This is a genomic window from Arenicella xantha (assembly GCF_003315245.1).
GTDB lineage: Bacteria > Pseudomonadota > Gammaproteobacteria > Arenicellales > Arenicellaceae > Arenicella > Arenicella xantha.
This window is the reverse complement of sequence record NZ_QNRT01000002.1, coordinates 1,026,279-1,050,645: the sequence shown is the minus strand read 5'-3', so window position 1 is coordinate 1,050,645 and position 24,367 is coordinate 1,026,279. Positions and strand designations below refer to the sequence as shown.

Genomic DNA, 24,367 nt, shown 5'->3' with positions numbered 1-24,367 from the left:
GGGCGACCTACTTAATGGGCGACAAGACGCAAATAGATTCCGAGGAGTTACTCGAGCTTCGATCCAAGATTGATGCTTGTGATCAAAAAATACTCCGTTTAATTCAGCAGCGCGTATTGGTGGCTGCTGATATTGCGAAAGCTAAAACGGCGAGTGACGCCGACGCTTCGTTTTATCGTCCTGAGCGCGAAGCTCAGGTATTGCGGCGAGTTCGCGAGCGCAACGCGGCATTACGTGAAGAGCTTAAGGGGTTAGTCTCTGACGACGAGATGGTGCGCTTGATGCGTGAAATCATGTCGACCTCGTTGGCCGCAGAGATGCCTATGACGGTAGCTTATTTAGGCCCCGCCGGTACCTATACCCAAGCCGCGGTGGTTAAGCATTTTGGTCAAGCGGTGCGTAATTTGGATGTGAAGACGATTTCGGATGTGTTTCGGGTCGTCGAACAACGCAAAGCGCATTTCGGAGTTGTGCCGGTAGAGAATTCAACCGAAGGCGTTATTACCCATACCTTGGACTGTTTTTCGTCGTCTAACTTGAAAGTGTGTGGTGAAGTGCAGTTGCCGATTAGCCACCAGTTGTTAAGTAATGCCGATGGATTGACTAATGTTAAGAAGGTGTATGCTCATCCGCAGGCGTTAGCGCAATGTCGGCAATGGTTAGAGCGCTATCTTCCGAATGCTGAAGTATTAACCGCGAGTAGTAATGCTGAGGCGGCCATTATTGCGTCAAAAGATGACTCGGTCGCGGCCATCGCGAGTGACATCGCGGGGCGATTGTATCGGATCAATATTTTAGCGTCTGGCATCGAAGATGAGCGCAATAATACAACACGATTTTTGATTATCGGCACCAATAGCTATGCGGCTAGCGGTGAAGATAAGACCACCATTATGGTCTCCGCGCCGAATAAAGTGGGCAGCTTGTTTGAGTTGTTGAAGCCGCTGTATGATGCTGGCGTTGATATGAGTCGAATTGAATCTAGACCTAGTCGACAAACTAATTGGGAGTACGTGTTCTTTATCGACTTAATCGGTCATATCGATGACTCGAATGTGCAGAATGCCTTAGATGAGTTGCAAGCTAAGTCTGCCTACTTCAAGTTGATTGGCTCTTACCCCGTCGGCGTTTTATAACGATACAATGTTTAATCAGGTAACGATTATTGGAACCGGCCTATTGGGCGGGTCATTGGCGCGCGACCTAAAGGCTTTGTCGTTGGCGCAGCGTGTTGTCGGAGTTTGTCGCTCTGATGAGACCGCGAAAACGGCTTTGTCGCAGGGTATCGTTGATGCGGTGTTGCCACTGCACGAGGCGATTGTTGCTGCTGATCTAATTGTGTTAGCAACCCCAATGCAAGCGATGGGATCAATACTAAAGCAGATGGAAGGTCGACTCCCTAAGCAGGCGATCGTGACCGACGTGGGCAGCGTTAAAACTGATTTATATCAGGCCATTAAGCTGCAAGTTCCGTCAATGTTGGCGCAGTTCGTGTTAGCGCACCCGATTGCAGGTGGTGAGAATTCTGGGGTCGAGGCATCGAAACTCGGGCTTTTCAAAAACAAGCATGTAATCATTACCGAAACGGATGAAGTTTCGCAGGCTGCGGTGGCGAAGGTCACTCAGATGTGGGAAAAAGTAGGCGCGATGGTATTGGCCATGAGTCTACAGGAGCATGATGCCGTTTTCGCTAAAACGAGTCACTTGCCGCATGTTATTGCATTTAGCTTAGTTAATTTTTTGAGTCATCAGAGTGATCGTGAGCGACTATTCGATTTAGCTGCTGCGGGCTTTTATGATTTTACTCGTATTGCGTCGAGTAATGCGGAAATGTGGCGTGACATTTGTATTACCAATCGTGCCGAAGTGTTAAAGGCATTGGATGGTTTTAGCGCACAGATTGAGGCAATTCGCGATAACGTTGCGAGTGCCGATCAAGCCGCTATATTGGAATATTTTGGATCAGCCAAGCAAGCCAGAGATGCTGGTTTGCTGAAGCGGGCAGAAGCTTTGGCTCTCGCGCGCGACACTAAAGAATAGACACTAGAGATTTTGATGGCATGACAATCATGCCTTTGAGAAGAGGAATCATTTTTATGACTGCTAAAGCAACGCTAACGTCACGTGCGGCAAACCACAGTTTACTGGGTTCGTTGCGAGTGCCTGGCGATAAGTCGATGTCGCATCGCGCGGTTATGTTCTCGTCATTAGCCGAAGGAACCAGTCATGTAACGGGTCTTCTAGAAGGTGAGGACGTTATGGCAACGTTGGCCGCGTTTCGCGCAATGGGTGTGACCGCTGAGGGGCCAGACAATGGTGCGCTGACGGTGCATGGCGTAGGTATGAATGGCCTGCAAGCACCTGAGTCGGATTTGGATATGGGGAACTCCGGTACCGCAATGCGGTTGATGGCTGGTATCTTAGCCGCGCAACGTTTCGCATCCAAATTGATTGGCGATGAGTCCTTAACCAAGCGTCCGATGCGACGAGTGACTGTGCCGCTAACATCAATGGGTGCGCGCTGCGCAACTGACGACAATGGCTGCCCGCCGATTCATATACGTGGGGTCGAGAAGCTTGAGCCAATTACTTACAAGTTGCCGATGGCCAGTGCGCAGATCAAGTCGGCAGTATTGTTGGCGGGCCTGTATGCCGATGGCGAAACTTCGGTAACCGAGCCGGCGCCAACGCGTGATCACACCGAGCGAATGCTAAAAGCCTACGGCTACCAATGCCAAAGCGAAAAAGTGAGCGACACCGTAACCACTATTCGGGTTAAAGGCGGTGGAAAATTAACGGCCACTGACATTGATATACCAGCCGATATATCGTCTGCGGCCTTTTTTATGGTTGCGGCGTCAATTGTGCCTGGCTCGAGGTTGTTGCTGGAGCATGTGTGTGTGAACCCTACGCGTACCGGAATCATCGATATATTGAAGGCGATGGGCGCGGATATTAAATTGATTAACCCGCGTGCGGTCGGTGGCGAGCCGGTGGCCGACATTCAAGTTAGCTACGTTGGTCTTAAAGGCTGCGAGATCGATCCTGAGCTAGTGCCGCTGGCGATTGATGAATTTCCAGTTATTTGTATTGCCGCTGCTTGCGCAGAGGGGCAAACCACCGTTTCAGGAGCGGAGGAACTGCGCCATAAAGAGTCAGATCGCATCTCGGCAATGGTTGAGGGCATGCGAGCCATTGGTGTTGATGTTGAAGAGCGTCGTGACGGTATGTTAATTACTGGCGGCAAAATCGCCGGTGGCACGGTAGAAAGCTATCATGATCATCGTATAGCGATGTCGTTCGCAATAGCTGGCGCTGTGTCGGAAAATGGCGTACTGATCAATGGTGCTGAAACCGTTGCTACCTCGTTTCCGAATTTTGTTGAATTGGCCAATGCGGCGGGATTGTCAATCGATGACTAGCAATCGCTCAGCGCCGGTGCTTGCCTTGGATGGACCGAGTGGCTCAGGTAAAGGGACTATCGGTCAAATATGCGCCAGCCAATTTGGTTGGCATTATCTTGATAGTGGCGCGATTTACCGAGGCTTAGCTTGGTTAGCGCAAGATCATAATGTGTCGGTGGATGATGTGGCTGGCTTAGTCGCTTTGGCCGATAGCATGGAGCTGACTTGTCATGTGCAAGAGAATGATGTGGCAAAAATCGAGATTAACGGCCAGTTTGTGACCGCTGAGCTCAGAACCGAAGAAACCGGCGAAATTGCCAGTCAAATTGCTCCGTTAGCGCCAGTAAGGGCGTCATTGTTGGCGATGCAGCGACGGTGTCGAAAAGCCCCAGGTTTAGTTGCGGATGGCCGCGATATGGGCACAGTAGTGTTTCCTGACGCCGAATTTAAAGTGTTTTTGACGGCCAGCGCGCAAATAAGGGCACAAAGGCGGTTTGATCAGTTGAAATCAAAAGGCTTCGATGTTAACCTCGCGCGCCTGTTAGAGTCGATCCAAGCTCGTGACGTCCGTGACTCAAGCCGCGCTGAATCTCCGCTGAAACCAGCTGACAATGCGTATGTTCTTGATACTTCAGATCTTTCAATAGACGAAGTCGTTGCAAGCATAATGGATTATGTAAATAAACGCTGATCGCCGTTCGGACCGGTGCAACGCTTGATAAGATGATAGCTGCTGTAATGGTGGTTGGATTCGAAGGTAAGAAAATATGAGCGAATCGTTCGCTGAGATGTTTGAAGAGAGCCTAAAAGACACCGTCATGACCGTCGGTGAGGTGATCAAAGCAGAAGTTGTTTCCGTAGATGGTGATTATGTCACCGTAACTGCTGGCTTGAAATCAGAAGCCGAAATCCCACTATCCCAGTTCGCTAAAGTTGAAGGCGAGTACAATGTACTTGTTGGTGACTTAGTTGAAGTTGCTATCGAAAGCGTTGAAGACGGTTACGGCCGGACTAAATTGTCGCACGATAAAGCGCGTCGCGTACGTGTTTGGGCTGAGCTAGAAAAAGCACATGAAAACGAAGATATCGTTGTAGGTCAAATCACTGGCAAAGTAAAAGGCGGTTTCACCGTGTCTCTACAAAATGTCCGTGCCTTCCTACCGGGTTCGTTGGTCGATGTGCGTCCTGTAAAAGATTCTGCGTATCTTGAAAACCGCGACCTAGAGTTGAAGGTTATTAAGATCGATAAAGCACGTAACAACGTTGTTGTTTCTCGCCGCGCTGTGGTTGAGAACGAGTTGGGTGCTGAGCGCGAAGAGCTACTTAAAACAATTGAAGAAGGCCAAATCGTTAAGGGTATCGTTAAGAACCTTACTGATTACGGTGCTTTCATCAACTTGGGTGGTATCGACGGCTTGTTGCACATTACTGATATGGCTTGGAAGCGTGTTAAGCATCCTTCTGAAATCCTTGAAGTTGGCCAAGATATCGAAGCTCGCGTACTGAAGTTTGATAAGGAGAAAGCACGTGTATCTCTAGGCATCAAACAAATGGGTGATGATCCATGGAAAGACTTGTCACGTCGCTTCACAGTTGACTCTCGTCACTACGGTAAAGTTACTAACATTACTGATTACGGTGCGTTTGTTGAGTTGGAAGACGGAGTTGAAGGTCTAGTTCACGTATCTGAAATGGATTGGACTAACAAGAACATTCATCCGAGCAAAGTATGTCAAGTTAACGACGAAGTTGAAGTTGTTGTACTTGAGATTGATGCCGACCGTCGTCGTATTTCACTAGGCATGAAGCAATGTCGCGCTAACCCTTGGGATAGCTTTGCTGCTACTCACAAGAAAGGCGATAAAGTTGTTGGTAAGATCAAATCAATCACTGATTTCGGTGTGTTCATTGGTCTAGAAGGCAACATCGATGGCTTGATTCACTTGAGTGACTTGTCTTGGAACGAAGAAGGCGAAGACGTAATTCGCAACTTCTCTAAAGGTGACGAGCTGGAAGCGGTTGTTCTAGCGGTAGATTCCGATCGTGAGCGTATTTCATTGGGCGTTAAGCAAGTTTCTGGTGACCCATTCAGTGATTTCGTTGCAACCAACAGCAAAGGCGCCGTAGTGAACGGTACTGTGAAAGAAGCTGATGCGCGTGGTATTACGATTGAGCTAGTTGATGGCGTTGAAGGTTATTTGCGTGCTGGAGAGATCTCGCGTGACCACGTTGAAGATGCTTCTGCATTGTTCAGCGTTGGCGACACTGTTGAGTCTAAGGTAACGTCAATTGACCGTAAAACTCGCCGAATCTCTTTGTCTATTAAGGCACTTGAAGCACAACACGAAAGTGAAGCGATTCAAGAATATGCTCGTGGTAGCGAAGATTCTGGCAACAGTCTATTAGCTGAAAAACTTAAAGAAAAGTTGAATAAGTAATACTGACTGAGTAAGCGTTACTAAAGCCGCAACCTTTCGCGAGAAGGGTTGCGGCTTTTTTTATGGCTGACAATTGTACTGCAGTTGCCTTAGCGACTTAATGATAAATTAAGCAATATCAGTCACTTAGAGCTTTTATTTGCGTTTGATTGGTTGCGTGGAACTAAGCAAGTCCCTATACTTTATCGGTTGAAAATTAATCAAGGGTAAACGGGTATGATTAAAACACCGACGATAACCAGGTCTGAACTCATTGAGACGCTGGTAGAAAAACAGCCGCATCTGGCGCATCGAGATGTTGAGCTGGCGGTAAAAGCTGTACTTGAACGTATGGGTAATGCGTTTGAGGAAGGCGACAGAATAGAGATTCGAGGGTTTGGCAGTTTTTCACTGCACTACCGTCCTGCGCGTGTTGGACGTAATCCAAAAACTGGTGAGTCAGTGTCAGTGGAAGATAAGTTTTCACCGCATTTCAAGCCAGGCAAAGAGTTGAAAGAGCGTGTTGACTCGGTAAATTCTTAGCGAATTGCAGAGAGTCGGATATTGACAAAGTGTTGCTCCTACAACGACTTTCTACAACGACTTTCTACAACGACTTTCTACAAAAATTTTCCCACAAAAGCATTGCCGTGTAACACTGATAGCTAAATCCACCACTAGAGTTTGACGAAACATATTACGCTATGAAAAAAATTTTATTCTTTGTCCTTTTTTTGCTCTTTGTTGTGTTTGCATTGACGCTTAATTTGCAGAATCCGGGTTCGATTACACTCAAGTACTATTACTTTGGAGAGGCGAATGTTGCTCTCTCTTTGGTGCTAATTATTCCATTTGTTTTTGGTTTATTGCTCGGTGCCTTACTAATGAGTATTTCGGTATTCCGCAATAAGGTTGCGGTCGGTAAAACTAAGCGACAACTCGCAAAAGTCGAGAAAGAGGTAGAAAGTTTGCGTACTTTGCCACTTTCGGAGTCAGAGCTCAAAGGGGCGACGCTGCCTGGCGAGTCGTAATATGAGATGGCTTAATTGTCGTTAAGTCTGAAATTTTTGAGAGTATTTTGTTAAGTCAATGGAGTTGGGCGTGGCCGGCGATAGCGTTGGCCTTTTTGTTGGGCGGTCTAGCGGCAAGTTGGTATGCCCGACGGTCTGGCGCGTCGCGTGACGTAAAGGTAAATGCTGAATACTTCAAAGGCCTAAATTATCTTCTTAACGAAGAGCCAGATAAAGCAATTGATGTTTTTATCAGGGCTCTCGATGTCGATGATGAAACCGTAGAGCTGCATTTAGCGCTCGGTGGTTTGTTTCGGCGGACGGGGCAGGTTGACCGTGCGACTCGGATTCATCAAAACTTGATCGCCCGTACCAATCTTACCGAGAATCAACGCATGCAGGCTGTGCATGAGCTTGCTCAGGACTATTACCGAGTCGGCTGGTTGGATCGGGCTGAGAATCTATTTTCCGAACTACTAGAGTCGGATGATTATCGATCGCTCGCGTTAGCTGGGCTAGTTTCGGTGTATCAGCAAGAGAAGGAATGGGCTAAAGCGATTGATGCTTTGCGTAAACATCGCAAGAAAGACCGACCTGCCTATGCAAAACAAATTGCCCATTATTATTGTGAGTTAGCTGAGGTGGCGTTAAAGCGAGGCGATTACGAAGATGCTGGCGGTTGGTTGCGCTCGGCTCGTGCTGAACGTGCTGCCATCGGGCGTGTTGACTACTTGCTTGGCGAGCTAAACTTTGTGCAGTCGGATTACCGCAAGGCACTGCATTATTGGGCACGAATGAGGGCTGAGCACGCGCAGCTCGCGCACCTGGTTGTTGGGAAAATTATTTCGGCCTATCAAGAACTGGGCGATGATGAAGCACTAGCGTCGTATCTTAAGGAAGATTCAAATGTGCCGCGTGATAATCTGGCATTTATGCAGTGGCATTCGGCGCTGAGTCAGACGCTTGGTGAACCCGCTGCACTAGAGCTAATTTTTGCGCGTGTTCAAGCTGGAGGCCTCAGCGGGCCGGTTAGCGCGTACCTATTGCAGGCAATTAAACGTCATGAAGTTTCGACCGAGCGCCGAGATGGACTATTGATTGAGTTGCTGACCCGAGCAAAAAGTCGCAAGATTGAGTATACTTGTGTTGGGTGCGGTTTCGATACAAAGGCCATGTATTGGTTTTGTCCAAACTGCGGGCGATGGGAGAGTTTTCATTGAGGGTAATAATGAGACAGTGGCCTCGAGCATATTGAGTGTGTGTTGGAGCAACGACCGCTGGTGCAATCGACCGGAATTCGCCCGTGTTCAAGCACATCGTGAGTCGAAAATATCTAGACTAGAGTGAGAAATAGTTTGTGACTACCCAGATTAAACACCTTGTATTTAAAGGTATTGAAAAAAAAGAACAGATCCTATTTAAATCGTTTCTGAACTTAGCCAAGAATGAACTGGCATACCAAGTCGTTATCCTCAAGGATGGAGACGACACCGCGCCGGATATTGCTATCGTGGACGCCGTGTATGAGCCGTCTGGTGATGACCAAGGGTTGTCAGAATTACCTAAAATTAAAGTCGGGAATAATGTCGCTGAAAGTGGCGTAGGGTATCTGTCGCGACCGGTTCAATGGAGCGACTTTAAAACTGAGTTAACCCGCCTTGAGTTCGATGCTGTGGCTGAGGTCGAAGACGGCGAAGAGAATCGTGTTTTACCTGACGAAATGCAGTTTGTTATCGCTGAGATGGACGAGAAGAGCGAGAGCGACGTTACCGAAGTCAATGACGCAAGCTTTTCTGAAGCGGCAGACTATGACTACGAGCTCGACAATATGAGTATCGACTATCATAGTTTCACAAACAGTGAGTACATGAAAGTCGTGGATGACGTTCAGGGCTTCAAGGACGGGCAAGATATCGTAGAGCCAGAGATACCAAAGCAAGTGGTTTTGGTAACTGACGACGAAAGTGCCTCCACAAACAGCGTTCTGGTAATTGAAACCAACACCTTAGACGCTTGGGAAATGAGTGAGTCTGAGCTCGAAGACAATACGGTGACTAACCTAATTGTCAGCGAGGCCGAAGAGCCTGACACTGCCGATGATGGTGATGAGAAAGCTATTTCTGAGCGGTTGATGGCGGGCACGCCGGTCAATGAAGGCGATGAATTTTGGAAATATGATCTGGAGATATTCTCGGGGCGAGAGAGCTTGCTGTTTATTAAGCCTAGTCGCGATATGGTCTACAGCACAAAAGAACCTGCCAAGTGGTCAAAGGCGTTAGTGGATAATGAAATCACTAAAATCCCATTAAAAGGTGATTGGCATCCGACTGATGGGCTCAATGCGTATCCGATCGATCGATTGCTTTGGGCTTCAACGTTGGCGACCAAGAATAAGGCCTTGGCGGAAGGGCTTGATGAAGCCACTGAGTATATTTTAGAGCGCTGGCCGCAATTCGAATTGCTCGAATTGGATAATGTGCTTTTGAAGTTGTGCACATTGTTGTTTGTCAGTGGTGAGAGTGCCTATAGCTTGATGCAAAAATCAGGTTACAGTCGCCATGTGGTATTTGGTTTGATCAATGCCTGTCATCAGCGTGGTATTTTACGGCGTGCGGATGAAGTACAACTTGAAGATTTTTCAGATGCCAGTAACGAAGAAGGGGTTTTTGGTAAAATCAAAGACGTATTTCGTTAGTAATATCAGCGCGTAAATAGACTGCGCCTAACCAGGAGAAACCATTTGTTAGATGTTGCGATTGCTGGCGCTGCCGGCAGAATGGGGCGCACGCTTATTCAAGCTGTCAATGAAAGTGCTAATTCAGGCCTACGGTTGACCGGAGCGATACATCATCCCGACAGTTCAATGCTCGGGGTTGATTGTGGCGAGTTAGCGGGAGTGGGCACGCTCGGAATTCCATTGGTTGCGACGTTGGCCGAGGCTAAGTTTGACGTCTTGATTGATTTTTCCTTGGTTGCCCCCTGTTTATCAAATGTGCGCTATTGCCAAGAGAATGCTAAGAGCATGGTTATTGGTACTACTGGGTTTGACGAGCAGCAGAAGGCTCAAATTGCTAGTGCCGGTGACACTACGCCCATCGTGTTGGCAGCCAATATGAGTGTTGGCATGAATCTATGCTTTCATCTGGTTAAGCAGATGTCTGAGGTATTGGGCGATGATTCAGATATTGAGATTATCGAGACGCATCACCGCCATAAAGTTGACTCTCCTTCGGGCACGGCTATGCGTCTCGGCGAAGTGATTGCCGATTCATTAGGGCGAGATCTAACGACTTGCGCGGTATATGGGCGAGAAGGGATCGCTGAACCTCGGGCGCGGGAAACTATCGGTTTTGCCACGGTCAGAGCCGGCGATGTGGTAGGGGATCATACCGTTTTGTTCGCGAGTGACGGCGAGCGTGTTGAATTAACGCACAAGGCGTCTTCGCGAATGACCTTTGCTAAAGGTGCCGTTCGAGCGGCGAGTTGGCTGGGTAATCAGCCGGCTGGACTCTACGATATGCAAGATGTATTAGGTTTACGTTGAGATTAGTCAAACTTAATTCGAATTTACGGTCGTTTCGGATTGCATGTCATTGAGTGCTTCGGCTAAAATACCGCGCGATGATAAGGCCACCAGAACAAGCCGAACAAATTACCCAAAAAGGGAGAAGCCTCTTATAAGGCTTCTCCCTTTTTTTAAGCAAATTTTGAGTTTCTCAAAAAACTCTATCTGACAGGGCATCAAAGTGAAACATACCGCATTACTGGCATTAGCAGATGGCACCCTTTTTTGGGGTCAGTCGATTGGCGCGACAGGTGAAAGCGTTGGAGAAGTTGTTTTCAATACGGCGATGACTGGATATCAAGAAATTTTGACTGATCCTTCGTACTCGAAACAATTGGTCACCTTAACCTATCCGCATATAGGTAACACCGGCACCAATGCCGAAGACGTTGAATCCAATTCAGTGTGCGCCGCGGGTTTGATTATTCGCGACCTGCCCCGCCTTGCTAACAATTGGCGTAACACGCAGAATCTAGATGACTACCTAATTGAAAATTCGGTTGTCGCAATTGCGGATATCGACACACGACACCTGACTCGCATACTGCGCGAAAAAGGAGCGCAAAACGGCTGCATTGTCACCGGTGATAACATTGATTCCGCGCAAGCAGTTGCTGCGGCGCAAGCCTTCCCTGGTTTGAAAGGAATGGACTTGGCGAAACAAGTAACAACCGCTGTGCCTTACTCATGGCAGCAATCGGTCTGGTCGCTGGCGGATGGCTACTCGGATAAGACCGACGGAACTTACAAGGTCGTTGCTTATGATTTTGGCGTAAAACGCAATATTTTGCGCATTCTGGTTGATCTTGGTTGTGATGTTCAGGTAGTGCCTGCACAGACTAGCGCGCAAGACGTGTTAGCGATGAATCCAGATGGTGTGTTTTTATCCAACGGCCCCGGTGATCCCGAGCCCTGTGACTACGCAATCAAAGCGGTGCAAGAAATCATCGCCGCCGGCAAGCCGATTTTTGGAATCTGTCTCGGGCATCAAATTTTAGCCTTGGCATCAGGCGCCGCTACCGAAAAAATGAAGTTTGGTCATCACGGGGCTAACCATCCGGTACAAGATTTAGACACTAAGAAAGTGATGATTACCAGTCAGAACCATGGTTTTGCTGTTGATGAAGCAACTATGCCAGATAACTTAAGAGTGACTCATCGCTCGCTGTTCGATAACACGATTCAGGGTATTGAGCGTGTTGACGTACCAGCGTTTTCATTTCAGGGGCATCCAGAAGCAAGTCCTGGGCCACGTGATGTAGCACCACTATTCGAACGATTTATACAAATGATGCAAACCAGTGCGACCAGCGTTCGCGGGGAGAAATAGTCATGCCAAAGCGCAGTGATATTCAAACAGTACTGATTATTGGTGCAGGCCCGATTATTATCGGACAAGCCTGTGAATTCGATTATTCGGGTGTACAAGCCTGCAAGGCGCTCAAAGAGGAAGGGTATCGAGTTGTCTTGGTTAACTCTAATCCGGCAACCATTATGACCGACCCTGGTTTTGCCGATGCTACCTACATTGAGCCGATAAGCTGGCAAGCAGTGGAGAAGATCATTGAGGCTGAAAAGCCCGATGTGTTGCTGCCAACCATGGGTGGCCAGACCGCACTGAACTGCGCGCTGGACTTAGAGCGTGAAGGCGTTTTGGCAAAGCACAATGTCGAGATGATCGGCGCTACCAAAGAAGCCATCGATAAGGCCGAAGATCGCGAAAAGTTTAAGAAAGCGATGAACAAAATTGGCCTCGAGACAGTTCGTGGTGATATTGCTCATAGCATGGATGAGGCCTTTGAAATACTGGAGGGTCTGGGTCTTCCGGTGATTATTCGTCCTTCCTTTACGATGGGCGGCACGGGCGGCGGAATTGCTTACAATAAAACTGAGTTTGTCGAAATCTGCCAACGTGGTTTAGACGCTTCTCCGACCAAAGAGTTGTTGATCGAAGAGTGTATTTTCGGCTGGAAAGAGTATGAAATGGAGGTGGTGCGTGACCGCGAGGACAACTGCATCATCATCTGTTCGATCGAGAATTTTGACGCAATGGGGGTACACACTGGTGATTCGATTACCGTTGCCCCAGCGCAGACTCTGACCGATAAAGAGTATCAAATTATGCGTGACGCGAGCCTCGCTGTGTTACGCGAAATTGGCGTGGACACTGGTGGCTCGAACGTGCAATTTGCCGTCGATCCGGCGACTGGTCGAATGATCATCATCGAGATGAACCCACGTGTATCTCGGTCATCTGCGCTTGCCTCTAAAGCAACTGGCTTTCCGATTGCTAAAGTGGCTGCTAAGTTGGCGATTGGCTACACGCTCGATGAGTTACGCAATGAGATTACCGGTGGCTTAACACCGGCTTCATTTGAGCCGAGTATCGATTACGTGGTGACTAAAATTCCACGTTTCGATTTTGTGAAATTTCCGCAAGCTGACGATACTCTGACAACTCAGATGAAATCGGTAGGCGAGGCGATGGCTATTGGCCGGACTTTCCAAGAGTCTTTACAAAAGGCAATGCGGAGTCTGGAGATCGGTAGCCACGGCTTTGAGCCACAACTCGGTGATTTAACTGGCGATATGCGAGCTACGCGCTTGAGTCAGGCGCTGCGTGTGCCTAAAGCTGAGCGGCTTTGGTATATCGGTGATGCATTCCGCGAAGGTCTGTCAGTTGCTGATGTGCACGAAGCGACCGGTATTGAGCCTTGGTTTTTGGCTGAAGTTGAAGACTTAATGAAAACTGAGCAGCAAATCGCTAGTCATCAGCTTGCTAACCTTGATGCCGACACCGTTTTTGCTTGGAAACGTCAGGGCTTTTCGGATGTGCGGTTGAGTGAATTATTGTCATGCTCAGAAGATGCGTTTCGCGAGAAGCGTCATGCACTCAATATTCGCCCAGTCTACAAGCGGGTCGACTCCTGTGCTGCTGAATTCGCTACTGCGACTGCGTACATGTATTCAACCTATGAACAGCACTGCGAAGCGGAGCCAGTCGATGCGCGTAAAATAATGGTGCTAGGCGGCGGTCCGAATCGAATTGGTCAAGGTATTGAATTCGATTACTGTTGTGTACATGCCTCTATGGCGCTGCGTGAGAATGGCTTTCAAACCATTATGGTGAACTGTAACCCTGAGACAGTGTCGACAGATTACGACACCTCAGACCGGCTGTATTTTGAGCCGTTGACCTTGGAAGACGTGCTGGAGATTGTGCATAAAGAGAATCCGGGTGGCGTTATTGTGCAATACGGTGGTCAGACTCCACTTAAATTGGCGCGACCATTGGAAGCGCAAGGCACCAAGATTATTGGTACTTCGCCAACCGCGATTCACGGTGCTGAAGACCGCGAGCAATTTCAAGCGTTGCTAAACCAGCTCAATTTGAAGCAGCCACCAAACCGCATTGCGTCGAGCGAAGAAGATGCGCTAGAAATGGCTAAAGAAGTCGGCTATCCGTTGGTCGTCAGACCGTCTTATGTGCTCGGTGGTCGTGCCATGGAGATTGTTCATGACCGTGCCGCATTGCAAAATTACATGTTGTCCGCGATTCAAGTATCCAATGAATCACCAGTATTACTCGATCGTTTTTTGAATGATGCAATTGAAGTCGACGTCGATGCTATTTGTGATGGCAAACGCGTGGTGATCGGCGGCATTATGGAGCATATTGAGCAAGCTGGCGTGCACTCGGGTGATTCGGCCTGTTCCTTGCCTCCGTTTAGTTTGAGTGAGGACATCAAGGCTGAGTTGCGTGAACAAACCAAGCAAATGGCGTTAGCGCTGAATGTGGTTGGTTTGATGAATGTTCAGTTTGCGATTAAAGGCCAAGATATTTTCGTGCTGGAAGTCAACCCACGGGCATCGCGTACGGTACCCTTTGTCTCAAAGGCAACCTCTAGGCCGTTGGCAAAAGTGGCGGCGCTGTGTATGGCTGGCATTAGTCTAGATGAGCAGGGAATTCATGACGAAATCATTCCTGAATATTTCTCCGTGAAAGAAGCGGTGTTCCCGTTTGTGAAGTTCCCTGGTGTGGATACCTTGTTGGGCCCTGAAATGAAATCCACCGGCGAAGTCATGGGTATCGGGCGTAGTTTTGGTGAGGCTTACGATAAGGCTCAGCAGGGCACTGGTGCAAACATTCCGGTGAGTGGTACGGTGTTGTTTAGCGTGCGGAATTCAGACAAAAAGATTGCAACTGAGTTAGCAAGCTATCTCTCTCAGTCGGGTTTTGATATTGTAGCAACTCGCGGAACGGCACAAGTATTCCGTGACGCTGGAATCACTACCAAAGTGATCAATAAGGTTAAGGAGGGTCGTCCACATATCGTGGATATGATCATCGATGGTCATGCCAACTTAGTCATTAATACGACATCGAGCAACGATACGGTTAAAGATTCCTATACCATTCGGCGCGAGGCGCTGATGCATAAGGTAACGTATTTCACTAATATTTCCTCGGCTCGAGCTATGGTCGCTGCGCATAAAGCACACCAAGAGATGAGTGTGAGTAAGTTGCAAGACCTACATAAACTAATAAAACAGAGATAAGCAGACATTAAAATGGACCGAGTTTTACTAACTAAAAAGGGCGCCGAAGCGCTGCAAGCGGAATTAAAGAACCTCAAAAGTGTTGAGCGCCCTAAAGTCATAGAGGCGATCGCGGAAGCGCGCTCGCATGGTGATCTTTCCGAAAACGCGGAATACGATGCAGCTAAAGAACAGCAAGGTTTTATTGAAGGTCGTATTAAAGAATTAGAAGGCAGCTTAGGTGTTGCCGAGATAATTGACCCAACTAAGCTAAATGCCAAGGGTAAGGTGGTGTTTGGTGCATTGGTTAAGCTGTACGATATCGATGCCGATAAAGAAGTAAGTTACCAAGTTGTTGGTGATCTAGAGGCTGATATCGACAAGGGGCGCATTTCTTTGAGTTCACCGATTGGTCGAGCGTTAATTGGCAAGTACGAAGGTGATGAGTTTACCTTTGAAGCGCCAAGTGGTGAAAAGGCGTATGAAGTAATGAGCGTTGCTTACGAAGTCTGATCGCTGATTTGACTTCATTGAGTACATAGCTAGGTAGCGGATTATTCATTACCTAGCTATTGTTCGCATCGAGCGGTTCTTCATTGCCGCACTGTTTATCAGCGTCGGCTAAGGAGTGTTATCAGCGTCGGCTAAGGAGTGCCGATCCGCGCTAAAACCGGGAGTTAATTGCTAATTGATGGTGTTGTTTGGATGCAACCGCCTATCAATGCACCAAGCATTTTATCCGGTGTTTGACCAGCTGCAAGGTCATTAAGCTTCAAGGCTAGAGCCTTTACTAAATCAATGTTGAGAGCTGCTGACCCATTAGCGTCGACCCTGACGGTCATCCTATGAGTGCGTTGGGGAAGACTAGATACTTGGCAATGCCAGCTTAGGTTCTTTGTTCGGCCGGTAAACAACACCTACTCGGCCAATTAATTGTACTGGTTCGCTTTTTGACTTTGAGGTTATTTGCGCTAGTATCGCGACCTTCTCAGCCTTTTCATTGCTGGGTAGCTTAATCTTGATTAGCTCATGTTGGTCCAATGCAAGTTCTATTTCCTTCATAACGGCTTCGGTTAGGCCTTTACCGCCAATCATAACGACGGGGTTAAGGTTGTGGGCGATGCCACGTAAATAGTTTTTTTGTTTTCCAGTTAGAGTCATTTATCAAGTCTGCATTTGATGCGATGATTACAGGGGTTGGCCGCGAGCTTGCAATAATGCATAGTGCCGCGACACAGAGGCGAGATTCTACCTAAACTTTTAAAAAATACATCTGAAATGGCACGAAAAGGCAATAAAACTGGGGAATGGGCGCGGCAGCACATTAATGACCCGTATGTTAAGAAAGCGACTAGCCAGGGGTACCGATCACGAGCCGTCTATAAGTTCAAAGAGATTGATGACCAAGACAGTCTGGTAAAGCCGGGAATGGTGGTTATTGACCTCGGTTCGGCTCCGGGTGGTTGGTCGCAATACTTAGCACGTAAATTCGCCAATAAAATAACGCTGATTGCGATTGATCTGTTGCCGATGGACCCCATTGATAATGTGACATTTATTCAAGGCGATTTTCAAGACGAAGCCGTGTTGGCGCAGATCGATGAACTATTGGATGGGCGTAAAATTGATCTTGTAATTTCGGATATGGCCCCCAACATAACAGGGGTACGGAGTGTTGACGAGGCGCAGTATGAAAGCCTGTTGGATTCGGTGCTTTACTTTTGTGAACAGCGACTAAAACGCAATAGTCATCTGCTGGTCAAGTTGTTCGAAGGTAGTGCGGCGCATTACTTTCGACGCGAGATTAAGAGTCGTTATCGCAGTGGTGTCGTCAGGAAACCGACGGCTTCACGACCTAAAAGTAGAGAATTTTATTTTTTGGCGAAAAATCGTATCGCCTAACGTAGTTTTAGCATCCTAGTTTAGAAACAGTTGTATACATTGCCTCACAATCCGTGACGGCAGACTGGTAAACTAGGCATAATTTGAAAGAAACCTCCATTTTAGGTGCATCGAAGTGAACAGAATCACCAATATAGTCATCGTCGGTCTTATCCTGCTGGTTGCGGCCACCTGGATCGCGGAGAGTAAGTCGCCGACATCGGTGCAGAGCGCGGAAAAGTCTTATTCAGAATTTATGGCGTTAATCACCAATGGTGGCGTCGATAACGTTGTACTAGACGAGTCTGAATTAAAGATCTATGGCGAAGATAGCGCTGGTAAGCCTGTCTGGGCGGTTATTTCGCGCTTGGACGAAAAACTGGTGGACACGCTAATAGATCGTAATATCAAATTTAAGGTTATTCAGCCGGAGAAAAGCTCTAAATTAACCAGCTTTTTGGTCAGTATTTTGCCGTTCATATTGTTTATCGGTGTCTGGATCTATTTGATGCGACAAATGCAAGGTGGCGCAGGCAAGGGCGCGATGAGCTTTGGCAAAAGTAAAGCGCGGCTGTTAAATCAAGAAAATAACCGGGTCACCTTTGATGACGTTGCCGGTGTGGAGGAATCCAAAGAGGAAGTTCAAGAAATTGTTGAATTTCTACGCGACCCGTCGCGTTTCCAAAAGCTTGGTGGGCGGATGCCCAGTGGTATTTTACTAACGGGTAGTCCAGGTACCGGTAAAACGCTGCTTGCTAAAGCCATTGCTGGCGAAGCCAAGGTTCCCTTTTTCTCCATTTCGGGTTCTGATTTTGTCGAAATGTTTGTGGGCGTTGGTGCATCGCGTGTACGCGACATGTTTGAGCAAGCTAAGAAGAGCGCGCCTTGTATTATATTTATTGACGAAATTGACGCAGTTGGCCGTCATCGTGGTGCCGGTATCGGTGGTGGTAACGATGAACGCGAGCAAACTCTCAACCAATTACTGGTCGAGATGGATGGTTTTGAAGGTGGTGAAGGAATTATTGTTATTGCCGCGACTAACCGTCCTGACGTATTAGACCCAGCGTTATTGCGCCCTGGTCGATTTGACCGTCAAGTTGTGGTGCCGTTACCTGATATTCGTGGTCGCGAACAAATCTTAAAAGTACATATGCGTAAAGTGCCAATCGGTAAAACCGTTGACCCGGCGGTTATTGCGCGTGGTACACCAGGGTTTTCTGGTGCGGATATCGCCAATCTAGTGAACGAAGCCGCGTTGTTTGCTGCTCGTGGGGCGAAGAAATTGGTTGAAATGGAAGATTTTGAATTTGCTAAAGACAAAGTCATGATGGGGGCTGAGCGTCGTTCGATCGTGATGCCTGAGAAAGAGCGTTTGAATACCTCGTACCACGAATCAGGTCATGCCATTGTTGGGGCCGTGCTCAAAGATATTTATGATCCAGTACATAAGGTAACGATCATTCCGCGTGGACGTGCACTAGGTTTGACGTTCTATTTGCCCGAAGAAGATCGCTATGGTTATGACCGAGAGTTCTTGTTAGCGCGAATTGCCGTAGCTTTAGGTGGGCGAATTGCTGAAGAGTTGTTTATGAATCAAATGACTACTGGCGCGTCGAGTGACTTTGAGGGCGCGACTGAAATGGCTCACAATATGGTTGCGCGATGGGGAATGAGTGATGCACTCGGAACTCGCGTGTATGAGCAAGACCATCCAGACGGTCGTCGTTCGGTCAGAATGAGTAATCAAACTATCAATCTAATCGATGATGAAGTGAAGCGTATTTTGAGTGAGCAATATGAGCGCGCCAAAAAAATTCTTGAAGATAATCGAGACAAAGTCGAGGTAATGGCTAAGAGTTTGATGGAGCTAGAAACGCTTGATGCCAGTCAGATTGCGGAGATTATGGAAGGCAAGCAACCGACTCCACCTGCTGATTTGCCAACGCCAAAAAATAACAAAGGTTCTGGTGATGATGGTGAAGGTAAGCCGTCGATTGAGCCGCAAATGGACAATCCGGCAAACGAAACCTAATTCACATTAAGGGTTCGTTTATGCCGCGGTCAACCGAGGCGAAGGACAGAATGCGCTCATTGTTGCGGGGCAAGCGTGCCGCAATAATGGGCGTTGTTAATGTCACTCCTGACTCATTTTCTGATGGTGGGAGCTACTTTTCTACGCAGTCGGCCATCGAACATGGACTAGATCTAATTGAGCAAGGCGCCGACATTCTCGATGTTGGTGGCGAATCGACACGCCCTGGTGCGGCGCCAGTTGACCTACCGACGGAATTGGCTAGAGTTATTCCAGTCATCGAAGGTATTCGGGCTGAATCAAACATTCCTATCTCGATTGACACTTATAAAAGCACAGTAATGACTGCATCGGTAGCTGCCGGTGCAACGATGATTAACGATATTAATGCTTTGCAGGCTGAAGGCGCGGTTGCTGCGGCAGTAGAGGCAGGCGTGCCGGTTTGCTTGATGCATAAGCAGGGCTTGCCATCGACAATGCAGCAGTCGCCTCAGTACGCTAACGTGGTGGCTGATGTACTCGAGTTTTTATTGGAGCGCCGCACTGAGTGCGTGGTGGCGGGCATTGCGCCGAATGATATTGTGTTGGATCCGGGTATCGGGTTCGGCAAAACGCTGACGCATAACTTAACGTTGCTCAGTGCCATTCCACGGCTGAAGGCTGAGTCGCATTCTGAGTGGTTGATTGGGGTGTCGCGTAAATCAATGATAGATAACTTATTGCAGCGTGAGGTCTCAGAACGTCTTCCGGCGAGCCTCGGTTTAGCCGTGCAGGCGGCTTTAAATGGCGCTAGAATACTGCGAGTTCATGATGTGCGTGCCACTTATGATGCGCTACATTGCGTTGCGGCCGTGCTGTATCAGGCTGAACGAAACGATAACCAATAGATTTTATGACTACTTCATTTTTTGGTACTGACGGAATTCGCGGTGCGGTCGGGCGTGAGCCGATTACTCCGCAAACCATCGTTCATTTAGGTTGGGCGTTGGGTTGTGTGATTAAGCGGCATTATGGCAAAGGGAGTATTTTGGTTGGTAAGGACACTCGAGTTTCAGGCTATTTACTTGAATCCGCTATGGAGGCAGGGTTGTCATCAGCAGGCATGGATGTAGTGATGCTCGGACCTTTACCAACACCGGCTATCGCCTACCTAACACAAACGGCAAGAGCTAATGCTGGAGTAGTAATCAGCGCGTCGCATAACGCCTATGCCGATAATGGTATTAAATTTTTCTCGGCCAATGGGACCAAAATATCTGATCAGATTCAAGATGAGATAGAGCGGTTAATGGCAACTCCAATGGAGGTGGTGGCTTCCAAAGACCTAGGCAAGGCGCATCGCATGGATGATGCGGTTGGGCGTTATGTCGAGTTCTGCAAGGGCACCATCCCGCGTAGGATGGATTTTCGGGGGCTCAAGGTGGCATTGGATTGTGCTAACGGAGCGGCTTATCAATCAGCGCCGGCGGTGTTCCATGAGTTAGGTGCTGACATTGAGGTTATTAATAATAAACCTAATGGCTTTAATATTAATGAAGGTTGCGGGTCAACCCATATTGCAGGCTTGCAGGCGCTAGTTCTGAAAGAGGGCTGTGATGTCGGTATTGCGTTTGATGGCGATGCAGACCGCGTGCTGATGGTTGATCAAAATGGACAGGTCGTCGATGGCGATCAATTATTGTTTGTGATCGCTGATAGCTTGCGTAAGCAAGGTCGACTTAAAGGGGGTGTGGTTGGCACGCTGATGAGCAATTTTGGCATGGAGCGAGCGCTGCAAGAGCGAGAGATTCCGTTTGTGCGAGCCAAGGTTGGAGACCGATATGTCATGCAAGAATTAGTTGCTCGCGATTGGGTTTTAGGTGGTGAATCGTCGGGTCATATTATTTGTCTAGACAAAACTACCACGGGTGATGGCCTGGTGTCGGCGCTGCAAGTGTTGACACAAATGAAGTTTATGCAACAGCCTTTGCATGAGTTGGCTGGTGAGATGCAAATGTACCCTCAGACCATGATAAATGTTCGGCTGCCACTAAATACAAATGCGGCCGAGATATGTCAGCTTAAGGATGTACTCGACGCGGTGGCTCATAATGAAAAAATTCTATCAGGTGAAGGCCGAGTGTTGCTGCGTCCGTCCGGCACAGAGCCAGTAATTCGAGTAATGGTTGAAGGGTCTGATAGTGCGTTGGTGAAGCAGTGTTGCGAAACAATATCTGATATTGTTCGGGCACAAATCTAAGTGTTGTTTCTCGCGATGCAGCATTCGACTAAAATTGTTGGCTTAGGTTCTAGTGCTGGGCAAAGCCCTATGCTAATATCCGCGCTCACTAATTTCCGCGCGTAGAGGCAATCATGAGACGATTCTTGGTGGCTGGGAACTGGAAGATGCATGGTGGTTTAGAAATGACCACAGAGTTAATCTCAGGCATCTCCCGTGAGGTTCTCAATATGGCAACGATCAGTGAGCAACGAGAACTTGCGTACGATATTTTGGTTTGCCCTCCTGCGGTATTGCTGCAGCACGCAGGTGCTCTCGCTAAGAGTCTGCCAATTTCGATTGGCGCTCAAAACGTTAGTCCGCATACTTCGGGCGCGTTTACTGGTGAGGTTTCTCTGCCGATGATTGCAGAGATGGGGTGTGAGTATGTATTGATAGGGCATTCGGAAAGGCGCGAGCTATTTCACGAAACCGATCAAGATACCGCAGAAAAATTTGCGGCTTGTGTTAATTTTGACAAGTCGGTGGTACCTGTACTTTGTGTTGGTGAATCGCTTTCAGAGCGCCAGCAAGGGCAGACAGAATTGGTGGTCGAGCGCCAGCTGAATGCGGTTATTGACGCAGTTGGCATTCAAGGCCTTGATGGAGCTGTTATCGCTTATGAGCCGGTTTGGGCTATAGGTACCGGTGAGACAGCGTCGCCAGAGCAGGCTCAAGCTGTGCACGCGTTTATTCGTGCTAAGTTAGCTGGGCTAGATGAGAATATTGGCCAGCGTACACAGATTTTGTACGGTGGTAGTGTGAAGTCAGGTAATGCCGAGCAGCTATTTTCGCAGCCTGATATTGACGGCGGCTTAATTGGTGGCGCGTCACTCACAGTAGAGGGTTTTGTAGGTATCTGCCGCGCCGCACAGAAGTTGGCGGGTCATGCCTAAATGTAAATACTGTGTGCCAATGGGTGCATGGTCATAAAACTGTTTTGGTTGCGAGACTAACGGTAATAACGAGTTAATAAATGAACGTAACAACTATCTTAATCATTGTCAGCGTATTCGCTGCGATTACTATTATCGCGCTAGTGTTGATGCAAAATAGCAAAAGCGACATGGGCTCAGCTTTCGGTGGTGGTGGCTCACAAAGCATGTTTGGCAGTCGTGGTTCAGCTAACTTCCTTACTAAGAGCACATCAGCAATGGTCACAGTGCTGTTTTTGAGTTGCTTAACGCTAGCCTATATTTATGCTAAGCGTAATGCCGACGCCGATGTCATCGCTCCGATTGTTATTGAGCAGGTTGGTGAAGTGCCAAGCATTGAGGTTGAGGCAGATGATGCTGCTGCGACCGATGCGGTTCCAACGTTGCCTGAAGCTGTTGATAGCGCTGTCTCCGAAGATGTAGTAGAGTCAGCAGCCGAGCAAACTCCAGACGCAACTGAATAAGCAGCGTCAACTAAGAGTCAAGAAATACTCGCATGAAAGAAATAAGCCCAGGTGGTGAAATTGGTAGACACGCTATCTTGAGGGGGTAGTAGCGCAAGCTGTGCCGGTTCAAGTCCGGCTCTGGGCACCATTTAAAAGAACCGACCTGTTATGCAGGTCGGTTTTTCTTTAAGTTTTACCTATAAATGAGCAAAGCTTTGTTGGCTCAAGGTAGTGATATCTGATTCGTGGCGCTGGAACTTACCTCGATCGGGGCGGTATGCAATCTCGTTGGTGTTTGCGTATGATCCGTACTAAATGTCTATTAAATTTACTGTAGAAAAACTATGCCAAATATAACGTTTATTGATTATCAAGGAGCTGAGCGAGCTATTAACGCCGCATCCGGTGACACGGTCATGGAAGTGGCTACCAGCAATGATGTGCCTGGCATCGACGCTGACTGCGGTGGAGCCTGTGCCTGCGCGACATGTCACGTCTATATTGATAGTGCATGGGTCGAAGTAGTGGGCGCGGCACAAGACTTGGAGTCCGAAATGCTGGAGGTTGCTGAAGGGGTTGAGGCTAACTCTCGATTGGCCTGTCAGATTGTGATCACCGACGAGATGGATGGGCTTATCGTAAAGACACCAGAGAGTCAGTTTTAGTTCTAATCTGGTATTGCTGGCCACGCGCTCAAAAAGTCATCGGGGTCGAGCTCCGGCGCGGGTTTGCTAACTTTTGGTGTGCCTAAATAAATAAAGCCGATTAAGCGTTCGTTTTCGCTTAGTCCTAGCCCTTGGCGTAAGCCCTCTTCGAACATGATTCCGCCCGAACGCCAAATAGCGCCGACGCCTTGGGCATACGCAGCCGTCATCATCATTTGAGCGCTAGCGCCCGCTGACAGTAGTTGCTCTATTTCTGGCACACTTGGATGAGGCGTTAGTTTTGCTATCACTACAAGGATTGTAGGGGCTCGCTGTGGCTTCCCTTTAACCTTCTCTTTGGTTTTTTCGTCGAGCGCAGCACCATCTCGTGCTTGGAGCACGTCTACCATCAAATCACCGAAGGAATCACGCGCGCTACCTTGAATGATTAGGTATCGCCATGGTCTTAAGCACCGATGGTCGCATGCGCGTAGTCCCGCTTTAACAATATTATCGATCTGTAGTTTGCTCGGCCCTGGCTCGCAGAGCAGGTTAGCGGAGGATCGAGTGTGTAGTGCGTGTAAAGCATCCATAATAGTTAGCCGGCTGAATTGTCAACCGTCAAAAAGGTGTTGAATAAGGCAAATAATAGCACCATTCGTAAAGCCTGTTTTGAGCTCGTTTTAAGCTATTTAGCCATTGTTGGCAGCTTCTGTTAACTCCAAATCAAATGGAGCGAGATATATGGGCTAAGTTTTGTTTGCGTCTGAGTGTCGGTAGCGTAGTTTTTTCTACCATGGTTGCCAGCTAGCTTGCTGTGCAGGGGTTAAGCAGCGCGAGATTCGAGAGGGAGTTTGTGGTGATTCTTATAGACAAACGTGGCGCAAAAAGCCTCGGCTGGTCGATGTGCGGAAATATTTGGCTTTAGCAGGCAAAAAAAATGCAGTTGACCCCTAGTCATTCACGCAAGGTGTGGTATCTTTACTTGGCATATGTTTGACCCTCATATGCGACTTCGGTTTGCTCGCATTGTCTCCCAACCCGGTGCTTGCAGGCCAAATTTTGACCCCTCAGCGTAATCATGGACGCTTTCATGAGGGCAGGAAGGTATATCTTCATGGGGGGACATGCCTTCCGTAGAGGCTCTTGAGTGTTCGGCTCAAGGGCCTCTATTTTTTTGTGCTCTGTTTAAGTAGCGATTAAGTAATATTTCAACTACTAATTTTCGTCACGA

General features: G+C 48.1%; 22 protein-coding genes and 1 tRNA gene. 21 read left to right on the top strand and 2 right to left on the bottom strand.

What is annotated here, in order from left to right:
- Positions 1 to 14 precede the first annotated feature (14 nt).
- The 13 genes from pheA (at position 15) to greA (ending at position 15,448) form a co-directional block, all read left to right on the top strand.
- Positions 15 to 1,136 carry a prephenate dehydratase gene (gene pheA, locus DFR28_RS10375; protein ID WP_113954243.1) on the top strand — a complete coding sequence of 374 codons (1,122 nt, stop codon included), beginning with the start codon at positions 15 to 17 and terminating at the stop codon, positions 1,134 to 1,136.
- A gap of 7 nt (positions 1,137 to 1,143) precedes the next feature.
- Positions 1,144 to 2,040 (top strand): prephenate dehydrogenase, encoded by an 897-nt coding sequence (locus DFR28_RS10370; RefSeq protein ID WP_113954242.1) that lies wholly within the window; start codon positions 1,144 to 1,146, stop codon positions 2,038 to 2,040.
- 56 nt (positions 2,041 to 2,096) lie between these two features.
- Positions 2,097 to 3,422 (top strand): 3-phosphoshikimate 1-carboxyvinyltransferase, encoded by a 1,326-nt coding sequence (aroA, locus tag DFR28_RS10365; RefSeq protein ID WP_245941749.1) that lies wholly within the window; start codon positions 2,097 to 2,099, stop codon positions 3,420 to 3,422.
- On the top strand, positions 3,415 to 4,095 hold the full coding sequence (gene cmk, locus DFR28_RS10360; RefSeq protein ID WP_113954240.1) for a (d)CMP kinase: 681 nt from the start codon (positions 3,415 to 3,417) through the stop codon (positions 4,093 to 4,095). The genes aroA and cmk overlap by 8 nt, the downstream gene beginning before the upstream one ends.
- Positions 4,096 to 4,171: 76 nt before the next feature.
- Positions 4,172 to 5,842 (top strand): 30S ribosomal protein S1, encoded by a 1,671-nt coding sequence (rpsA, locus tag DFR28_RS10355; RefSeq protein WP_113954239.1) that lies wholly within the window; start codon positions 4,172 to 4,174, stop codon positions 5,840 to 5,842.
- A 216-nt stretch (positions 5,843 to 6,058) separates the two neighbouring features.
- Positions 6,059 to 6,364 (top strand): integration host factor subunit beta, encoded by a 306-nt coding sequence (locus DFR28_RS10350; RefSeq protein WP_281268373.1) that lies wholly within the window; start codon positions 6,059 to 6,061, stop codon positions 6,362 to 6,364.
- Positions 6,365 to 6,525: 161 nt separating this feature from the next.
- Positions 6,526 to 6,852 carry a LapA family protein gene (locus DFR28_RS10345; protein WP_113954238.1) on the top strand — a complete coding sequence of 109 codons (327 nt, stop codon included), beginning with the start codon at positions 6,526 to 6,528 and terminating at the stop codon, positions 6,850 to 6,852.
- A gap of 47 nt (positions 6,853 to 6,899) precedes the next feature.
- Positions 6,900 to 8,051, top strand: a complete 1,152-nt coding sequence (locus DFR28_RS10340) for a tetratricopeptide repeat protein (protein ID WP_113954237.1) — start codon at positions 6,900 to 6,902, stop codon at positions 8,049 to 8,051.
- A gap of 137 nt (positions 8,052 to 8,188) precedes the next feature.
- Complete coding sequence (locus DFR28_RS10335) at positions 8,189 to 9,526, top strand: hypothetical protein (protein WP_113954236.1); 1,338 nt, start codon at positions 8,189 to 8,191, stop codon at positions 9,524 to 9,526.
- A 45-nt stretch (positions 9,527 to 9,571) separates the two neighbouring features.
- A complete protein-coding gene (dapB, locus tag DFR28_RS10330) occupies positions 9,572 to 10,375 on the top strand; it encodes a 4-hydroxy-tetrahydrodipicolinate reductase (RefSeq protein ID WP_113954235.1) in 804 nt (267 codons plus the stop codon).
- 202 nt (positions 10,376 to 10,577) lie between these two features.
- Entirely contained in the window at positions 10,578 to 11,726 is a 1,149-nt protein-coding gene (gene carA, locus DFR28_RS10325; protein WP_113954234.1) for a glutamine-hydrolyzing carbamoyl-phosphate synthase small subunit, read from the top strand.
- 2 nt (positions 11,727 to 11,728) lie between these two features.
- A complete protein-coding gene (gene carB, locus DFR28_RS10320; RefSeq protein WP_113954233.1) occupies positions 11,729 to 14,956 on the top strand; it encodes a carbamoyl-phosphate synthase large subunit in 3,228 nt (1,075 codons plus the stop codon).
- A gap of 12 nt (positions 14,957 to 14,968) precedes the next feature.
- Positions 14,969 to 15,448, top strand: coding sequence for a transcription elongation factor GreA (greA, locus tag DFR28_RS10315; RefSeq protein ID WP_113954232.1), 480 nt, complete (start codon positions 14,969 to 14,971; stop codon positions 15,446 to 15,448).
- A 351-nt stretch (positions 15,449 to 15,799) separates the two neighbouring features.
- Here the strand turns inward: greA and yhbY are convergent, their stop codons facing one another.
- Positions 15,800 to 16,096: a ribosome assembly RNA-binding protein YhbY gene (yhbY, locus tag DFR28_RS10310; protein ID WP_113954231.1), complete on the bottom strand. Its 297-nt coding sequence runs from the start codon at positions 16,094 to 16,096 to the stop codon at positions 15,800 to 15,802.
- A 117-nt stretch (positions 16,097 to 16,213) separates the two neighbouring features.
- Between yhbY and DFR28_RS10305 the strand changes: the two genes are divergently transcribed.
- From DFR28_RS10305 to DFR28_RS10270, 8 genes are all read left to right on the top strand, one after another.
- The gene (locus tag DFR28_RS10305; protein WP_113954230.1) at positions 16,214 to 16,837 is read left to right on the top strand and encodes an RlmE family RNA methyltransferase; all 624 of its coding nucleotides are present in this window, start codon (positions 16,214 to 16,216) and stop codon (positions 16,835 to 16,837) included.
- A gap of 115 nt (positions 16,838 to 16,952) precedes the next feature.
- Complete coding sequence (ftsH, locus tag DFR28_RS10300; protein ID WP_281268372.1) at positions 16,953 to 18,851, top strand: ATP-dependent zinc metalloprotease FtsH; 1,899 nt, start codon at positions 16,953 to 16,955, stop codon at positions 18,849 to 18,851.
- 50 nt (positions 18,852 to 18,901) lie between these two features.
- On the top strand, positions 18,902 to 19,738 hold the full coding sequence (gene folP, locus DFR28_RS10295) for a dihydropteroate synthase (RefSeq protein WP_211316953.1): 837 nt from the start codon (positions 18,902 to 18,904) through the stop codon (positions 19,736 to 19,738).
- Between the two features lie 5 nt (positions 19,739 to 19,743).
- Positions 19,744 to 21,090: a phosphoglucosamine mutase gene (gene glmM / locus DFR28_RS10290; protein ID WP_113954229.1), complete on the top strand. Its 1,347-nt coding sequence runs from the start codon at positions 19,744 to 19,746 to the stop codon at positions 21,088 to 21,090.
- A gap of 113 nt (positions 21,091 to 21,203) precedes the next feature.
- Positions 21,204 to 22,004: a triose-phosphate isomerase gene (gene tpiA, locus DFR28_RS10285; RefSeq protein WP_113954228.1), complete on the top strand. Its 801-nt coding sequence runs from the start codon at positions 21,204 to 21,206 to the stop codon at positions 22,002 to 22,004.
- An 80-nt stretch (positions 22,005 to 22,084) separates the two neighbouring features.
- Complete coding sequence (gene secG, locus DFR28_RS10280; protein WP_113954227.1) at positions 22,085 to 22,507, top strand: preprotein translocase subunit SecG; 423 nt, start codon at positions 22,085 to 22,087, stop codon at positions 22,505 to 22,507.
- Positions 22,508 to 22,552: 45 nt separating this feature from the next.
- A tRNA-Leu gene (locus tag DFR28_RS10275) sits at positions 22,553 to 22,637 on the top strand.
- Positions 22,638 to 22,833: 196 nt separating this feature from the next.
- Complete coding sequence (locus DFR28_RS10270) at positions 22,834 to 23,154, top strand: 2Fe-2S iron-sulfur cluster-binding protein (RefSeq protein ID WP_113954226.1); 321 nt, start codon at positions 22,834 to 22,836, stop codon at positions 23,152 to 23,154.
- Positions 23,155 to 23,156: 2 nt separating this feature from the next.
- Here the strand turns inward: DFR28_RS10270 and DFR28_RS10265 are convergent, their stop codons facing one another.
- Positions 23,157 to 23,726, bottom strand: a complete 570-nt coding sequence (locus DFR28_RS10265; protein WP_113954225.1) for a nitroreductase family protein — start codon at positions 23,724 to 23,726, stop codon at positions 23,157 to 23,159.
- Positions 23,727 to 24,367 lie beyond the last annotated feature (641 nt).

Bases quoted from the DNA above. Each gene is read 5' to 3' on its own strand.
- pheA (WP_113954243.1), top strand. From the start codon at position 15: ATGGGCGACAAGACGCAAATAGATTCCGAGGAGTTACTCGAGCTTCGA.
- DFR28_RS10370 (WP_113954242.1), top strand. From the start codon at position 1,144: ATGTTTAATCAGGTAACGATTATTGGAACCGGCCTATTGGGCGGGTCA.
- aroA (WP_245941749.1), top strand. From the start codon at position 2,097: ATGACTGCTAAAGCAACGCTAACGTCACGTGCGGCAAACCACAGTTTA.
- cmk (WP_113954240.1), top strand. From the start codon at position 3,415: ATGACTAGCAATCGCTCAGCGCCGGTGCTTGCCTTGGATGGACCGAGT.
- rpsA (WP_113954239.1), top strand. From the start codon at position 4,172: ATGAGCGAATCGTTCGCTGAGATGTTTGAAGAGAGCCTAAAAGACACC.
- DFR28_RS10350 (WP_281268373.1), top strand. From the start codon at position 6,059: ATGATTAAAACACCGACGATAACCAGGTCTGAACTCATTGAGACGCTG.
- DFR28_RS10345 (WP_113954238.1), top strand. From the start codon at position 6,526: ATGAAAAAAATTTTATTCTTTGTCCTTTTTTTGCTCTTTGTTGTGTTT.
- carB (WP_113954233.1), top strand. From the start codon at position 11,729: ATGCCAAAGCGCAGTGATATTCAAACAGTACTGATTATTGGTGCAGGC.
- greA (WP_113954232.1), top strand. From the start codon at position 14,969: ATGGACCGAGTTTTACTAACTAAAAAGGGCGCCGAAGCGCTGCAAGCG.
- yhbY (WP_113954231.1), bottom strand. From the start codon at position 16,096: ATGACTCTAACTGGAAAACAAAAAAACTATTTACGTGGCATCGCCCAC.
- DFR28_RS10305 (WP_113954230.1), top strand. From the start codon at position 16,214: ATGGCACGAAAAGGCAATAAAACTGGGGAATGGGCGCGGCAGCACATT.
- folP (WP_211316953.1), top strand. From the start codon at position 18,902: ATGCGCTCATTGTTGCGGGGCAAGCGTGCCGCAATAATGGGCGTTGTT.
- glmM (WP_113954229.1), top strand. From the start codon at position 19,744: ATGACTACTTCATTTTTTGGTACTGACGGAATTCGCGGTGCGGTCGGG.
- tpiA (WP_113954228.1), top strand. From the start codon at position 21,204: ATGAGACGATTCTTGGTGGCTGGGAACTGGAAGATGCATGGTGGTTTA.
- secG (WP_113954227.1), top strand. From the start codon at position 22,085: ATGAACGTAACAACTATCTTAATCATTGTCAGCGTATTCGCTGCGATT.
- DFR28_RS10270 (WP_113954226.1), top strand. From the start codon at position 22,834: ATGCCAAATATAACGTTTATTGATTATCAAGGAGCTGAGCGAGCTATT.
- DFR28_RS10265 (WP_113954225.1), bottom strand. From the start codon at position 23,726: ATGGATGCTTTACACGCACTACACACTCGATCCTCCGCTAACCTGCTC.